Annotated in this window: 11 protein-coding genes; 4 read left to right on the forward strand and 7 right to left on the reverse strand. The window is 69.7% G+C overall.

Going from position 1 to position 15,875, the window contains the following annotated elements; genetic code table 11:
• Nucleotides 1-12: 12 nt before the first annotated feature.
• The 3 genes from POL67_RS11665 to POL67_RS11675 all read right to left on the reverse strand — a co-directional run bounded on the left by POL67_RS11665 (nt 13) and on the right by POL67_RS11675 (nt 3,201).
• Nucleotides 13-1,713, reverse strand: a complete 1,701-nt coding sequence (locus tag POL67_RS11665) for a J domain-containing protein (RefSeq protein ID WP_271917336.1) — start codon at nt 1,711-1,713, stop codon at nt 13-15.
• A gap of 119 nt (nt 1,714-1,832) precedes the next feature.
• Nucleotides 1,833-2,702 carry a 3D domain-containing protein gene (locus POL67_RS11670; RefSeq protein WP_271917338.1) on the reverse strand — a complete coding sequence of 290 codons (870 nt, stop codon included), beginning with the start codon at nt 2,700-2,702 and terminating at the stop codon, nt 1,833-1,835.
• A 52-nt stretch (nt 2,703-2,754) separates the two neighbouring features.
• The gene (locus tag POL67_RS11675; RefSeq protein ID WP_271917339.1) at nt 2,755-3,201 is read right to left on the reverse strand and encodes a hotdog fold thioesterase; all 447 of its coding nucleotides are present in this window, start codon (nt 3,199-3,201) and stop codon (nt 2,755-2,757) included.
• Nucleotides 3,202-3,318: 117 nt separating this feature from the next.
• Here POL67_RS11675 and typA point away from each other — a divergent pair, with 117 nt between their 5' ends.
• The 4 genes from typA to POL67_RS11695 are packed head-to-tail and all read left to right on the forward strand — an operon-like array spanning nt 3,319 to nt 11,509.
• Nucleotides 3,319-5,157: a translational GTPase TypA gene (gene typA / locus POL67_RS11680; protein WP_271917340.1), complete on the forward strand. Its 1,839-nt coding sequence runs from the start codon at nt 3,319-3,321 to the stop codon at nt 5,155-5,157.
• A 46-nt stretch (nt 5,158-5,203) separates the two neighbouring features.
• The gene (locus POL67_RS11685) at nt 5,204-6,451 is read left to right on the forward strand and encodes a metallophosphoesterase family protein (RefSeq protein ID WP_271917342.1); all 1,248 of its coding nucleotides are present in this window, start codon (nt 5,204-5,206) and stop codon (nt 6,449-6,451) included.
• Entirely contained in the window at nt 6,448-9,993 is a 3,546-nt protein-coding gene (locus POL67_RS11690; protein ID WP_271917344.1) for a YhaN family protein, read from the forward strand. Before POL67_RS11685 ends, POL67_RS11690 begins: the two co-directional genes overlap by 4 nt.
• Nucleotides 9,994-10,021: 28 nt before the next feature.
• The gene (locus POL67_RS11695; RefSeq protein ID WP_271917345.1) at nt 10,022-11,509 is read left to right on the forward strand and encodes an alpha/beta hydrolase; all 1,488 of its coding nucleotides are present in this window, start codon (nt 10,022-10,024) and stop codon (nt 11,507-11,509) included.
• Here POL67_RS11695 and POL67_RS11700 read toward each other — a convergent pair whose 3' ends face one another.
• The 4 genes from POL67_RS11700 to POL67_RS11715 all read right to left on the reverse strand — a co-directional run bounded on the left by POL67_RS11700 (nt 11,510) and on the right by POL67_RS11715 (nt 15,759).
• Entirely contained in the window at nt 11,510-12,673 is a 1,164-nt protein-coding gene (locus POL67_RS11700) for a putative metal-binding motif-containing protein (protein WP_271917346.1), read from the reverse strand.
• Nucleotides 12,670-13,704, reverse strand: coding sequence for a tetratricopeptide repeat protein (locus POL67_RS11705; protein ID WP_271917347.1), 1,035 nt, complete (start codon nt 13,702-13,704; stop codon nt 12,670-12,672). Before POL67_RS11705 ends, POL67_RS11700 begins: the two co-directional genes overlap by 4 nt.
• A complete protein-coding gene (locus tag POL67_RS11710; RefSeq protein WP_271917348.1) occupies nt 13,701-15,191 on the reverse strand; it encodes a serine/threonine-protein kinase in 1,491 nt (496 codons plus the stop codon). The genes POL67_RS11705 and POL67_RS11710 overlap by 4 nt, the downstream gene beginning before the upstream one ends.
• Nucleotides 15,192-15,285: 94 nt before the next feature.
• Nucleotides 15,286-15,759, reverse strand: a complete 474-nt coding sequence (locus tag POL67_RS11715; protein ID WP_271917349.1) for a hypothetical protein — start codon at nt 15,757-15,759, stop codon at nt 15,286-15,288.
• Between the last annotated feature and the right edge of the window lie 116 nt (nt 15,760-15,875).

A 15,875-nucleotide genomic window follows, 5' to 3' on the forward strand; every position in this document is an offset into this window, starting at 1 on the left:
CCCGGGGGACGCTCAACGCTTCTTGTGGAAGAGCTTGCCGAGCAGCCCCCGACCTGCGGGGTTCGAGCCGGGCCCGTCGTCCTCGGGCGGGTGCCTCATTTCGTAGAGACGCACCTCGCGCGTCGCCTCGATGTTCTTCGGGCTGATCACCGTGACGCGCTTGAAGTCCCGGTAGGACTGGTGGATTCGCCCGGCGAGCTTGAGCAGCCTGGCGCGATAAAGCAGCGCCTTCTCGTAATCGGGCTCGGCCTTGAGCACGCCGTCGAGCTGCGTGATGCAGTCGTCGTAAACGTTGTTCGTCTTGCCCTCCTCGGGCACCGGCGGGAGCGGCCTGCGGCTCGCCACCACCCAGGCGAGCAACGCCGTATAGGCGGGTTGCTCGGGATCGGCGGACACGGCGCGCCGCACGCAGGCCTCGCAGGAGGCGAGGTCGTTCTTGCGCAGGAAGACCTCGGCCTTTTCGAATTCGAGCGCCGCATTCACCACGCGCTCGACCTGGGCCTGCTCGTCGACCGTGCCGGCATCGAGCGAGGCGATGTACTGGGCGCGCCCCGTGTCGTCCTTCAGCGCCTCGTAGGCCGCGTTGATGGACGCGAAGAGCCGCGCCACCCGAGGCTTGAGGTCGTGCAGGTCCCTCGGAAGTTTGTCCGGGTGGTACACGAGCGCCAGCTTGAAGTAGGCGTTCCGAACGTCGGTCGACGTCACCTCGCGCGGGACGCCGAGCATCTGGAAATGGTCCTCGTTCGGGGCGGAGGCGAGCTTGGCCTCGATCTCGGCGCGGCGCTTCTCGTTGTTCGGGGGCGCTGGTTGCGGCTGGACCGCCGGCGCGGGTCCGGTCATGTCGGGCGCACGTTTGACGGCCTGGAGCGGCCCGGTCCCCTCGCGCCGGACGGCCTGGAGCGGACCGGTCTTGGTCTCCGCCGCGCGCAACACCTCGTCCCGCGGCCGCGTCCCGGTCTGATCCACGTGCTGCAGGCCCGTCGTGCCCGTCGTCGGCCGCCACCCTGTTGGGTCGGAGACCATCGCGGCGCGCGCGGCGGCGACGCGCTCGAGCCCCACGGGCGGGCGCGTGGAGCCGCCGAAATCGAGGTGCCGCGTGATCGTCATTCCGTACACGACGCCGCGCACGATGCGCGGGGGCACGCCGCTCGTCCTGGCGAGGTCGACGAGCGTCGTCCGTTGCTTGCGCAGCCGCTCGACGAGCGCGCGCTCCTCGGGCGTCAGCCGGAACCGCTCCGGCGTCGCCCCGCTCGCGATCCCCATCGGGACGTCTTCGATCCGGCCCAGCGTCGCCTCGGCCTGCGGCGCCCCGACGCACGCGCGGGCGCCGGCCATGATCACCGCGAGCGGCTCGACGCGCGGCACCTCGGCGCCCCGCTCCGCGAGCAGGTCGTGCCCCGCGTAAAACGCGTACCGTGTCTCGGGCTCGATCTCGCACAGCTTGATCATGGCCCGCTCGAGCGGCGTCCGTTCGGCGTACCGCGTGCCTGCGGCGTCCATGACGCGCGTCGGTGTTCCCTCGTCGAACGACACCGCGGCGCGCGCGCCCGTCTTCGTGGTCAGCACGAGCGTCCCCGAGAGGACCTTGTCGAGCAGGTACACGTAGAGGTGCAGGAGCGGCGTCTGCACCAGGTTTGCTTCCGCCGTCGGTACGAGCCCCGGAGGGACGACGAAGGGCATTCCGGTCGTGGGGACAGGGGGCGAAGCAGCCATGCGCGGCGACTCGGCCGAAGCGTGCCAGGGTGCGCGCGGGGGCGCAACGGGGCACTCCGGTGACCGTGTGGATTTCGCGGGCGTCTGGAAAATGGTTGGCGCGGCTGCGAAGTGGCTCGTCAGGGCCCGCGGGCGACGAGCGAGCGGCAGCGCGCGTCGTCTGCGTAGACACGTACGCCGCGGTTCGAGGGCACGAGCGCGTTCAAGCGGATCGTCGCGGCGGGATCTCCGGTGAAGACATCGATCTGACGCCCCACGACCTTCATGCCGCGATCCTCGGCGACGAAGCAGCCGTCGTGGCGCCCGCCTTCGGGCAAGTTCACGCCCTTGAACTCGGGGATGAAGAGCACGGTCCCGAGCGGGATCACCGACGAGTCCACGGCCACCGAGCGCAGCGGCGTGATGGGCTTGCCGAGGGCGCCGCGGCCCGTCGGGAAGCGGGCGGGGTCGAGCCGTTCGAAGCAGATCTTCTGGCTTGTGCGCGGGCAGACCGCGGCGCAAGTGCAGTCGCGTTTCGCGAAGCTCACGGTCTCGCCCGTCGAGAGGCGGCCGCTGCCCTGCACGCAGACGCGATCGTGGAAGTCTTGCGTGACGTTCGTGAGCGGCTTGCAGCTCGCGTCGTAGATCGTCGCGTCCTTCGGGCCCGCGTCTTCTTTGGGGAAGTCGTAGTACGTGTTGCGGAAGCGCTCGCCGTTGCGGAACGCCGCTGCGGGCCCCGCGGCCGAGCCTTGCGCCGTGATGCTCACGACCTCCTCGGCGCTCGACGCGGGAGCGGACGCGGGCGTGGTGTCAGGCGGCGCGAGCGGCGTTCGAACGGGAGCGCTCTCCTGTCCAAGAAACCCGGCCCGCGCTCCGCGCGTCTCCGACCAACCACGATGCTCGGCTTCTCGCGCGGGCTCGCCTTCGCCTTGCACCCAGGCTTGCCCGGCTGCGGTCGCGCATGCGGCGCCCGAGAGGCAGGCGACGAGCGCCAGGGTCAAAGGTCGCATGGGACGAGGATACCCTCGCCTGCCTGCCGATGGCCAAGAGGATGCTTGCTCGTCAGGTGTCTCGGTTGGGCTGCTTCGGGGTCTTCAGCGCGTAGACACCGCGGGCCGTCGCCACGAGCTCGGACGCGGCGCTCGGGTGGTAGAGCCGGACATCGGCCCAGCCGAGCTTCGCGCCGACCCGCACCGTGGTGGCGTCGCCGACCAGCATCTCGCGGCGCCCGGGCCGGAGGTAATCGACGCGCAGATCCACGGTGGAGACGCGGCCGAGCATCGGATTTTCGATCTCGGTCCAGACGCAGAGCCCGCCTGCGGTGTCGGCGAGCGTGCTGATCAAGCCCCCGTGCAGCGCTTGTCGGATGGGATCCCCGATGAGCTCCTCGCGCCACGGAATCGAGAGCGTCACGTGGCCCCGCGCGAGGTGCTCGACCTTGACGCCGAGCCACTTGTTGAAAGGGATGAGCTCCTCGGCGAGCTGCCGAAAGACGTTCAGATCCAACATTTTTTTCGGCGCGCACGATGCCGGAAAAGCCCGTGCTCTGCCAGGCCGCCGCGCGGGCATGGCCCGCCGGGTTCGCTCGCCTCGTCACGAAGCGCGTGCTAGGAGCGGCCCCGAAAAATGGCCCGCAAGGATCTCCGCAACATCGCCATCGTGGCCCACGTCGACCACGGTAAGACCACGCTCGTCGATCACATGCTCCGTCAGGCAGGCGCTTTCCGCGACAACGAGGTGGTTGCCGAGCGCGTGATGGACTCGAACGACCTCGAGCGCGAGCGAGGAATCACCATCCTTGCGAAGAACACGAGCGTCCGCTGGAAGGGCGTCAAGATCAACATCGTCGACACCCCGGGACACTCCGACTTCGGCGGCGAGGTCGAGCGCACCCTCATGATGGCCGACGGCGCGCTCCTGCTCGTCGACGCGGCCGAGGGGCCGCTCCCGCAGACGCGCTTCGTCCTCTCGAAGTGCCTGGAGCGCGGCTTCCCGCTCATCGTCGTCATCAACAAGATCGACCGCCAGGACGCGCGGCCGCACGAGGTCCTCTCCGAGGTCTTCGATCTCTTCTGTGATCTCGGCGCGAGTGACGCGCAGACCGATTTCCCCATGGTCTACGCGATCGGCAAGCTCGGCCAGTGCAAGCGCGAGCTCGAGGACGAGCTGACGAACCTCGTGCCGCTCTTCGAGACGGTGCTCGCGCGTGTCCCCGCGCCCGAGGGCGACCCCGACGAGCCGCTCCAGGTCATCGTCTGCAACACGACGCACGACGACTACGTCGGCAGGCTCGCGGTCGGGCGCATCGTGCGCGGCAGCATCCGGCAGGCCGGCGACGTCGTGGTCCTCGGCGAGAACGGCAAGGTCACGAAGGGCGCGGTGAAGGCGCTCTTCACGTTCGAGGGCCTGAAGCGCGTCAACGCGGACAGCGCGCAGGTGGGCGAGGTGGTGGCCATCGCGGGGCTCGACGTGAACATCGGCGATACGATCGCCGATCCCCAGCGCCCCGAGGCCCTCGAGCGCATCGTCGTCGAGGAGCCGACGATCAAGATGAAGATCGGCGTCAACACCTCGCCGTTCGCGGGCAAGAGCAAGCAGTCGAAGTTCTTGACGAGCCGCCAGCTCAAGGATCGCCTGGAGCGCGAGGCGCGGAAGAACCTGGCGATCCGCGTCGAGCCGACCGACTCGCCCGACACGTTCCTCGTGCTCGGCCGCGGCGAGCTCCAGCTCGCGATCCTCGTCGAGACGATGCGGCGCGAGGGCTACGAGATGCAGCTCTCGAACCCCGAGGTCGTGACGCGCGAGATCGAGGGGCAGGCCATGGAGCCTGTCGAGCTCGTCGTGATCGACGTCCCGGAGACGTACGTCGGCATCGTGACCGAGCGGCTCTCGACGCGGCGCGGGCGCATGGTGAAGATGACGAACCCCGGGTTTGGCCGGGCGCGCCTGGAGTTCCAGGTCCCGTCGCGCGGGCTCATCGGCTTCCGCGGCGAGTTCCTCACGTCGACGCGCGGCACGGGCCTGCTCAACACCATGTTCGACGGCTGGACGCCGTGGGGCGGGCCCATGATGCGCAGGCCCACGGGCGCCATCGTGGCCGATCGCATGGGCGTCGCGACGCCTTACGCGCTCCACCACCTGCAGCCGCGCGGCACGTTTTTCCTCGTGCCCGGCGTCGAGGTGTACGAGGGCATGATCTGCGGCGAGCACAACCGCCCGAACGACACGGACTGCAACGTCATCAAGGAGAAGAAGCTCTCCAACATCCGCAACCACGGCAAGGACGAGAACGTCCTGCTCGCGAGCCCGAGGCTGCTCACGATCGAGACCGCGATGGAGTGGATCGACGCCGACGAACTCGTCGAGGTGACGCCGGAGGCGGTGCGGGTGCGGAAGAAGGTGCTCGCGGTGAACCTTCGCGATCGGCGTGAGGACGCGATCGAGCAGGCACAGGCGGTCGAGTAAATCGATCGACCAGGCGGGGCGCCGCGGGTAAACTCCGCGGCCCCTGATGAAGTTCTTTCACGCGGCGGACATCCACCTCGACAGTCCTCTGCGCGGGCTGGATCGATACGAGGGGGCGCCCGCGGACAAACTCCGCGGCGCGACGCGGCGGGCGCTCGAAGCCCTCGTCGAGGCGTGTATCGCCGAGGCCGTCGATTTCCTCCTCATCGCCGGCGACCTCTACGACGGCGACTGGACCGACTACAACACGGGCCTCTTCTTCGTGCGGCAGATGGCGCGCCTCCGCGAGGCCGGCATCCGCGTGTACATCGTCCGCGGCAACCACGACGCGAAGAGCAAGATCCTACGTTTGCCCGAGGGCGTGCACGAGCTCTCGACCTCCCGCGCGGAGACCGTGCTCCTCGACGACGTCGGCGTCGCCGTGCACGGCCGCGGCTACGCCCGCGCCGAGACGACCGAGGACCTCGCGCTGACCTACCCCGCGCCGCGATCCGACTACTTCAACATCGGCCTGCTCCACACCGCTGCCGAGGGCCGCGAGGGGCACGCGCCGTATGCGCCATGCCGCGTCGAGTCCCTCGTTCAGAAGGGCTACGACTACTGGGCCCTCGGGCACGTGCACGCGCGCGAGATCTTGCACGAAAAACCCTGGATCGTGTTTCCCGGCAATTTGCAGGGCCGCCACGCGCGCGAGACCGGGCCCAAGGGCGCGAGCCTGGTCACGGTCGAGGACGGGCGCGTGAAATCGGTCGAGCACCGCGTCCTCGACGTCGCGCGCTGGGCCTCCTGCCAGGTCGACGCCTCGCCCGCGCGCTCGCCCGATGACGTCCTCGAGCTTTGCCGCGCCGCGCTCTCGAACGAGGTCGAGGCCGCCGACGGACGCGTCGTCTGCGCCCGCATCGTCCTCACCGGCGCGAGCCGTGCGCATGCTGCCCTCGTGCGCGACGTCGGACACTGGCGTGGCGAGATCCGCGGCCTCGCGAACGACCTCGGCGAGGCGTGGATCGAGAAGGTCGAGCTGCGCACGCGCACGCCGGCCGACCTCGACGCGCTCGCGCAGAACGACAACCCCATCGGCGGGCTCCTGAAGACGCTGCGCTTCCTCCGCGACGACGACGACGCGCTCGACAAGCTTGGCAAGGAGCTCACGGACATCGTCGGCAAGCTCCCGCAGGAGTTCTTCCAGGGGGACGCCGCCGCGAAGATCACCGATCTCTCGGTCCTCCGGCGCATCGTCGATGAGCTGCCGGACTACCTCCTGCCGCAGCTCTCCGGAGAGGGAGACGAGGCTTGAAGATCCTCTCGCTCGAACTTCTGCGCTGGGGCCCGTTCTCGGATCTCGCGCTCGACTTCTCTTCCCCTGCACGCGCGTTCCACCTCATCGTCGGTTCGAACGAGGCGGGCAAGAGCACCACGCTCCGCGCCGTCGGCGGCCTGCTCTTCGGCATCCCCGAGCGCACGAGCGATGATCACCGGCACAAGATGTCCGAGCTGCGCATCAGCGGCCGCATCGGCGCTGAGGACGGCTCCGAGCTCGCGATCGTCCGGCGCAAGGGCCGCAAGGAGACGTTGCTCGATCCCGCGGGACAGCCCCTCGACGAGGCGCTTTTGCGAAAGCTCCTCGGTAGCATCGAGCGGGCGCAGTTCGAGACCATGTTCGGCCTCTCCCACGACGGCCTCGTGAAGGGCGGGCGCGAGCTCGTCGAGGGGCAGGGCGATCTTGGCGAGAGCCTCTTCGGCGCGGGGCTCGGACAGACCGTCGCCTCGCTCCTGCGCAAGCTCGAAGGGCGCGCGGCGGAGATCTACCTGCCACGCGGCAAGAAGAAGAAGATCAACGACGCGATCGACAAGTTCAAGGAAGCGAAGAAGCGCGCGCAGGAGCTCTCGCAGTCGGCGCGTGACTTCGAGGACATCAACAAGCAGCTCGTCGAGCGAAACGCCGAGTCCGCGCAGATCTCCGCGCAGCTCGCCGAGCTCGGGCGCCGCATGCGCCGCCTCCAGCGCGTGAAGCAGGTGCTCCGTCCCCTCGCCGAGCGCGCCGAGATCCTCGCGGCGCTCGACGCCCGGCGCGACGTCGTGGTCCTGCCCGAAACGGCAGCCGAGGATCGCCGCCGCACGCAGGCCATCATCCACGAAGCCGGCCCCCGGGAGGAAAAACTCCGCGAGGACGTGCGCGAGCTCGAAGGGAAGCTCGCCGTGCTCGCGGTCCCCACGGCGCTCCTGCAAAAGGGCGCGCTCGTGCGGCAGGTGCAGGGCGAGATCGGCAGCCACAAGAAGGCGAGCATCGACGCGACCCGGCTGCGCGGCGAGCTGCGGCAGGTCGAGGACGAAGCCCGCGCGCTTTGCGCCCGCCTCGGTCGAGCCATCTCCGTCGAAGAGGCCGAGGCGTGGCGGCTCTCCGCCGTCGCGAGCACGCGCGTGCGCTCGCTCGTCAAGCAGAAGGTCGAGCTCGATGCGGCCGCAAAGAGCGCGGAGAGCGCGTTCGGCGCAGCCGAGGAGCGGCTCGACGACGAGAAGCGGCGCGGCGCGGCCTTGCCTCCGCCCGCGGACGTGGAGGCGCTCGCGCACGCGCTCGACGTCGCGCGGCGCGAAGGCGACCTCGACAAACGCATTCAGGAGCGCGCGCGGGCCGCCGAGAGCCTCGGGCAGCGCGTGCAGGCGGGGCGCGCCGCGCTCTCGCTCTTCGACGTCCCGTTCGACAAGATCGGCAACCTGCCCATGCCGGCGCGCGAGACGATCGAGCGCTTCGAGCGTGGGCTCGGCGTGAAGGACGAGGAGCTCCGATCGCTTGGACAGACCCTCGCGGATCGCAAGCGCAAGCTCTCGGCGCTCGAACGTGAGCTCGAGCAGATCCGGCGCGGCGGCGCGGTGCCCACGGAGGCGGACGTCGCGTCGGCGCGGGGCGGGCGGGACGCGGCCTGGTTCGATCTGCGGCGCGCGCTCCTCGCGGAGCACACGCGCACGGCGGACGACGTCGCGGCCTTCCGCAGCGGACCTCCGCGCCCCGGCATCGACGTCGTGCTCGACTACGAGGCGAGCGTGCGGCGCGCGGACGATCTCGCCGATCGCCTGTTCCGCGAGGCAGACCGGGTGGCGAAGGTCTCGCAACGATCCTTGGAGCAGCAAGGGCTTCTTCGGGAGATCGCCGAGCTCGACGCCGAGCGCCAATCGCTCGAAGCCGCGCGGGACGAGCTCGGCCGGCAGTGGCAAGAGCAGTGGAAGGCGAGCTCCCTCGCGCCGCTCTCCCCCGCGGAAATGAAGGGGTTTCTCGGGCAGTACGAGCGGCTCGTCGAGGATCGGCGGCGGTGGGCGGAGGCCGAGGCGCTGCTCGCCGCAGATCGCGCGCTCGCGGCCGATTACGAGGAGACGCTCGGCGCGCTCCTCCGCCCGCTCGGGCTCGCCGTGAAGGGCTTGCCTGCGCTCATGGAGCGGGCGCGCGCCGTCTGCGAACGGGAAGCGAAGGCGCAGAAGGATCGCGAGGCGCACGAGCGTGATCTCGGGCGCGCGAAGGATCAGGTCGCGCAGTGCAAAGCTCTGCTGGAGCGGCGGCGCGCGGAGCATGCCGCGTGGTCGGCCCAGTGGGCCGAGGCGATGGCGGGCGTGGACCTGCCGGAGGCGACGGGCACGGTCGAGGCGGAGGAAGTGCTCGCGCTGCGGAGCGACCTCGAAAAACGCTGCGCCGACGCGCGGGACCGCCGGCGCCGCATCGAGGGCATCGAGCGGGACGCGCGGCTCTTCGCGGATCGCGTCGTCGAAATCACCCGCGCCGCCGCGACCGACCTCGTGGACGCGCCGATCGAGCACGCGGCGAACCTCGTCGTCGAGCGCTTCCTCGCGGCCGAGAAGGACGAGATTGCGCGGCAAAAAGATGCGCAAAAGCTCGACGAAAAGCGGCGCGAGCTTGAAGAGGTGATCCTCCGCCGCAAGGCCGCCGAGAACGAGCTCGCCGCCCTCCAGGCGGCAGCGCGTGCGCAAAACCTCGCGGAGCTCGGGGAGGCCGAGGATCGCTCGAAGGAGGTCCGCGCGCTCAAGGCTCGCCGCGCTCCGATCGAGCGCCAGCTCCTCGACCTCGGCGAGGGGCTCGGCATCGAGGCCCTCGTCGCGGAGTGCCAGGGGCTCTCGGGGGACGACGTCGCGACGGAGCTCTCCTCGCTGGACGAGCAGATCCAGGCGAAGAACGACGCCAAGGCGAAGGTCGAGCAGGAGATCGGCAAGCTCGAAGAGCGCCGCGGGCGTGTCGACGGCGGGGACGGCGCCGCGCAGGCCGCGGCCGAGGCCGAGGGCCACCTCGCGGCGATGGGCGTGCTCGTCGAGGAGTATGCGCGGGCGCGGCTCGCGTTTCGCCTGCTCGAAGAGGAGATCAAGCATTACCGCGAGCGGCACCAGGGGCCCATCGTGCGGCGGGCTTCGGAGCTCTTCCGGCGGCTCACCCTGGGCTCGTTCCTGGAAATTCGCGGCGACGACGAGGGCGACGAGAGCCGCCCCGTCTTGAAATGCGTCCGCACCTCGGGCGAACGCGTCGGCGTCGAGGGCCTCAGCGACGGCACGCGCGATCAGCTCTTTTTTGCGCTCCGCATGGCGAGCCTGGAGCGCCATTTCGAGCACAACGAACCCATTCCGTTCGTCCTCGACGACATCCTCGTCAATTTCGATGACGCGCGCTCCCGCGCCGCGCTCTCCATCCTCGGCGAGCTCTCGCAGAAGACGCAGGTCCTTTTTTTCACGCACCACGCGCGTGTCGCGGATCTCGCCCGCGAGGCCGTCCCGCCGTGCCGGCTTTGCTTGCACGACCTCGACACGCTCGGCGGGCGCGCTCGGTTGCGGCCTGCGAGCTAGAGCCTCCCCGCATTCGAATCGCGGTACCATGAACCTCGTCATGGTGATGACCGCGCGGCGCCTCTCCGGGGCCTTCTCGTTTCTCGTGTCCCCCCTCGTTCTCGGCTGCGGCGCTGATCCCGCTCCCGCTCCCGCGCCCGACGTTCCCGCCATTTCCTGGGAGGACTGCGGGGGCGGCTTCGAATGCGCCACGTTCTCCGTGCCCGTCAATCACGACGCGCCGGACGGAAGGACCTTTTCGCTTCCGCTCGTGCGCCGCCCGGCCGCGATTCCGTCCGCGCGTATCGGCTCCTTGCTCGTCAATCCCGGCGGCCCCGGCGGATCCGGCGTCGGCTGGGCGCGCGGGGCGCAGATCGTCTTGCCGCAGCCCCTCAAAGATCGGTTCGATCTCGTCAGCTTTGATCCACGTGGCCAGGCCGGGAGCACGCCCACGATCGATTGCGTCGACGACCTCGGTCCCCTCATCGGGCTCGATCCGACTCCCGACGACGACGCCGAGCGCGTCGCCTTGCTCGCCGGCGCGGAGACGTTCTCGGCCGCTTGCAAGGCGCGCAGCGGCGACCTGTTGTCCTTCGTCGGGACAAACGACATCGCCCGCGACATGGATCTCCTCCGCGAGGCCCTTGGCGACGAGAAGCTCACCTACATCGGTTTTTCGTATGGAACGTTTCTCGGGACCGTCTACGCCGAGGCCTTTCCCGAGCGCGTGCGTGCGCTCGTGCTCGACGGCGCGATCGATCCGACGGTCTCCGGGGATGCGTTCATCAAGGGGCAGGCCCTCGGCTTCGAGGCCGAGCTCGAAGCGTTCCTCGCCGATTGCGCGTCGAAGACCACGTGCCCGTTTCATTCGGGCGGCGACCCCTGGGCCGCGTACGACGCCGTGAAGGCCGCGGTCGAGGCATCTCCGCTGCCTGCGCCGCCGGGCGGCACGCGCGCGCTCGGGCCCGGCGAACTCCTCTACGGCGTGGCGCAGCCGCTCTACAACAAATCACAATGGCAGTTTCTCGCCGAGGCGCTCGCGCTCGCGGCCGCGGGGGACGGCTCGGGACTGCTCGAATTCTCGGACGCGTACGTCGCCCGGAGCGCGGACGGCACGTATGGCCCGTCGTTCGAGGTTTATTACGGGGTCACCTCGATCGACCTCGCATTCCCCACCGATCCTCAGGTCTATCAGACCCTGACGACCGAGCTCCAGGCGAAGGCGCCGCGCATCGGGATGTATTTGCCCGCCACGGCGCTGCCCTCCGCGCGCTGGGCGTTTCCGCCCTGGCGCTCGAATGCGCCGATCGCCGCGGACGGCGCGCCGCCGATCCTCGTCGTGGGCTCCACCGGGGATCCGGCGACGCCGTATCCCTGGGCGGTTTCGCTCGCCGCGCAGCTCTCCTCCGGGGTCCTGCTCACGCGCGAGGGACCGGGGCACATCTCGTTTCTCCGGGGAAACACCTGCATCGACCAGGCGACCACCGATTATCTCGTCGATCTGAAGACCCCGATCAAAGGGACGACTTGCAAATGATCAGAGCGCGCCCTTGCAGTCTTCATCGACGAGCAGGACGTCGTCGATCGCGTATCCACCCCAGCCCACCGCGTCGCCGCTCTCGTAGGACCACACGAGCGACATGTTCGAGCCCGTGACCGTGTTGAGCCGGAACTCCACCTCGGCCCAGCCCGGGGTCGGTTGCAAACTCGTGGGACCGGGTCGCACCAGGGTAAACAGCGTCGTTCGCGTGGATCCTTGCTGCACCGCGAGCGTCACGGTCGGAGGGACACCACGCGTCCCTTCCGGGGTGAAATCGACCCATTCGTGGAACACGAGCCGCAAATCGAGCGCGCCCGTCGTATCCATGATCGGGGATTCGAGCTCGCCCGAGGTCCCGGGCGAGACACACGCCCCGAGCCCGACCCCCACGACGCTCCCGTCGTCCGTGCTCGTGACGTCGTCCTCCGGGCCCTTGCATCCCGCGCCGCCCGGCGCCGCCTGCACGAACCCGCTGTTCGTCCCGGAACCCCACCGCTCCTCCGCGGCCCCCGCGTTCAGCACGCCCGTCGAAAAGGTTTGTCGCAGATAGACACGCCCCACGGTCCCATTGCAGTTCTGATCCACCTCGTCGCAGAGCTCCACGGCGTTCGGGTAGACCGTGGGCGCGTCGTCGTCGCAATCGTTTCCTTCCGCGACCCATACGCCTCCCTCCACGGCCGGGGGCTCTCCGCAGCTCCCGGCCGTCTCGACGAGGCGCTCCTCACGGCCGTACCCGTCGCCGTCGCGGTCCAGGAAATAACGCGCGAAGCAGAGCACGTCCGCCCCTTCGCATTTCGTGCGCCCCTGGCAGCTCTCCGTGTCGGTGATCGGGATCGTGCAGTCGAGAACAGGAAAATCCTCGTCCGTTCTCCCATCGCAGTCTTGATCGATTCCGTCGCACTGATCATCGGACGCGGCGCGCGTGTTCACGTCCGGGCTATCGTCGTTGCAATCGAGCGCGTTCGTCACGTATCCGGCCGGGGATTCCCCGCACCAGGTGATCGGCTCGTGCTTGTTCCCCTCGCCGTCCTTGTCCGCGTCCTGGTACACCGTCGTCAGCGTGGTGCATTCCTGCGTGTAATCTTCCCCGAGCGAGATGAACGTCTCGCAGCCGAGCAGCCCCACGGCCGCGCCGACCGAGACGAGTGTGATCCGCCTCAAAACACGCCTCGCACGGACATGAAGCCGCCTCGGACGTCGAGCTCCACGCGCGCCCCGCGCGCGGCCGCGGGCTTCGTACTCGGCGCGAAGAGCAGCACCGAGACGCCCGCCGCTGCGGCAATCGCCGCCGCGCCGAAGCCCAGGTTCGACACCGATGCAAACGTCTTCGTCTGCTCGTACGCCCCGATACCCGCGGGCGTGCACCGCTGCTGCACGCACTCCGTTTCGAGCAGCTCACGCCGATCGAGCGTGAGCCCGCCCATCACCACGCCCGTCACCAGCGCCAGCGCGCCGATCGAAAAGAGACCGCTCGCGGCCACGATGCTCCACGTCGGCCTCGTAGGCTCGACCGGCGCGGGCTCGATCGTCCGCTCCACGCCCTTCGCGAAGAGGCCGAGGCGCAGGACGATCGACACGCTCCGCCCCTCGGGCAGCTCCACCTCGCGCGTCGTCCGCGCGCCGCTCCGCGCGAGCGCCTCGACCTCGTGTTTGCCCGGATCGAGCTCGCGCGGCTCGTCCATCGGCCAGAGCTCGCCGTCCACGAACAACGTCACCTCGGTGGGCGGCGGGCCACGCACGTCGACGGCGAGCGTCGGGATGCGCAGGCGCACCGAACCGATCTCCGCGGCCGCCGCCTGCCGCGCGCGGAGCAGCGACTCCGAGGGCGCCTCTGGCAGCGACTCGGCCAGCGTCCGCTCGTAGAGCGCGCGCGCTTCGAGCAGCTTGCCGCGTTTGTCCTGGCAACGCGCCATGTAAAGCACGAGCTGCGGCGTGTGGAATTGCTCGTCGGCGTCGCGGAAGAGCGGATACGCCTCGGCGTACTGGCCCGCCCGGAAGAGCTGCATCGCGCGGCGGCCTTTTTCGAGGGCGACGGCGCGCTTCTCCTCGCGCACCTCCTCCTCGGTGGGCTCCGGGGGCTGTGGGGTCGTCGTCTCGGCCGTCGGCGGTTCGTCTGCTCGGGACGAGGAGGGGAAAAAGAGCGCCGCCAAGAGCGCGGCTCCGGCGAGGGAGACCCGGCGGTCTCGATTCATCGCGGGGGTTGCGGCGTGGCCGGCTTCGACAGGCCGAGCAGCTCGTCGTCCTCGATCGTCGTCGGGGCCGGCGCCTGCTCGGGCTTGCCGTCCGCGCCCGTCTTCGGGGTCGCGGGTTTGGCAGGGACGACCGGTTTGTCGTTCCGAACCGGCGCCTCGGGGGGCGTTCGTTTCTGCGCGTCCACCTCGGCGAGCGCCTCGGGCGTCGCTTTCGGGACCGCCTCGGGCGTGGGCGGCGGCTGCGGCGGCGCGGGCGCCTCGGGCTCGGTCACGGGTGGCGGCAGGGGCAACGTCGGGCTGCCCGGGCCATCCACGCGCGCCTCCTCGGCCGTCACGGTTGGGCCGAAGAACACCCACCCGAGCGCGCCGAGCGCGAGCGCGCCGAGCCCCGCGGCGGCGAACCTCCGTTGCTTGTCTTTTTTCGTGGTGCTCTCGTCGTCCTGCGTCCGGCCCGAGGGCGAGAGCGTGAGCGTGCCCGAACCCTCGGGCGCGGCCATCGTCTCGGCGAGCGCGACGGTGGTGTTCTTCTCGGTGCGGCGCGGCGACGGGCTCGAAAGCTCGGCGGTCGCATCGAGCGCGGCGTTCGGGTCGGGCTTCGCGTTGGCGGCGACCTTCCCCTCGGAGGCGGGCTTCGTCGTGGTGAGCGCTTCGAGGGCTTCGAAGAGCTCACGCGAGCTCTGGAAGCGTTGCGCCGGATCACGGGCGAGGGCGCGGTCGAAGAAGCGATCGACTTCGGGGCCGAGCTCCGGCGCGAGCGTCGAGGGCTTCGCGATCGGATCGGTGCAGATCGCCACGAGCACCGCGCCGACCTCGTCCTCGACGAAGGGCGTCCTGCCCGTGAGCATCTGGTAGAGGATCACGCCGAGCGACCAGAGATCGCTGCGGTGATCGACCTCCTTGGATTTGCGGATCTGCTCGGGGCTCATGTAGAGCGGCGAGCCGACGAGGTTGCCCGATCGCGTGACGTCGCCCGACTGCGGCGTGCCCGGCGACACGGCCTTCGCGATGCCGAAGTCGAGCAGCTTGATGGTCTCGTCATCGTCTTGACGGGCGAGGAAGACGTTGCCGGGCTTGAGGTCGCGGTGGACGAGGCCGAGCTCGTGCGCGCGGCGGAGGGCCTTGGTGATCGGTTGCGTGATGCGGATGGCCTCGGCGAGGTCGAGCTTGCCGCGTTTGTCCAGGCGCGCGGCGAGGTCTTCGCCGCGGAGCAGCTCCATCACGATGTAGGGCGTGTCGCCCTCGACACCGTAGTCGTGCACCTCGACGACGTGCGCGCTCTGGATTTGCGCGGCGGCGCGCGCTTCTCGTTCGAAGCGGGCGCGCGCGGTCTCGGAGGCGGCGAGGGCCGGCTCCATGAACTTCACGGCGACGGCCCGGTCGAGCTTGAGGTGGTGGGCGATCCACACCGCGCCCATGCCGCCCCGTGCGAGCGGGCGCTCGAGGCGGATTTTGCCGGCGATGAGCTGTCCCTCGGCGATGACGGTCACGATGGGACCCAGGATACCACGAGATTCGTTCGTGGATCGCGAGCGTCGTGAGGGGGTGTGAAGGGAAAATGGAGGGAGGAGCGAGAGGCGCCGCTCAGTTGCTGTCGTTCGAGGGTTTCGGCGGCGGGAGCTCGCCATCCTCGCGCAGCTTTTCGACAGTCCGGCCCTGGACCTTCTCGCCGATCCATGCGCCTGCGACGGCCATGAGGATGCCGATGACGAACGTGGTCGCGAGGCCGATCAGGGCGCCGCCGAGCGGATAGCTGTACTGGAGGTGCCAGAGGACCGTGTGCATGGCGTTCGGCAGGATCGCCATGAACGTCGCGAGGGCGGGCTCCTTGACCGTCTCACCGGGGCTGAAGATGCCGATGAGGATGCCGCCGACGAAGTACGAGACGAACGCCACGATGCCGGCGAGGACGAGGCCGCCCTTCTCGGGGCCAAAGCTCGCGACGATCGAGGTCTCGACCCCGCCGAGCAGCAGGAGGCGCATCACGAAGTAGAGCGAGATGATGACGCCGCCGCCGATGATGACCCATTTGTACGACAGCTCTTTGCGTTTGCTCATACAATTCCTGACGCACGGATGGGGGAGTGCGTCGCGGCGCATCATGGGGCCACGGGGCAGGGGGTGTCAACGTCGGGGTGCCTCCGGGGGGCGCCCGGTGGGGGGGGACGCTCGCG

Source organism: Polyangium mundeleinium (genome assembly GCF_028369105.1).
In the GTDB taxonomy this organism is placed as follows: Bacteria; Myxococcota_A; Polyangia; order Polyangiales; family Polyangiaceae; genus Polyangium; species Polyangium mundeleinium.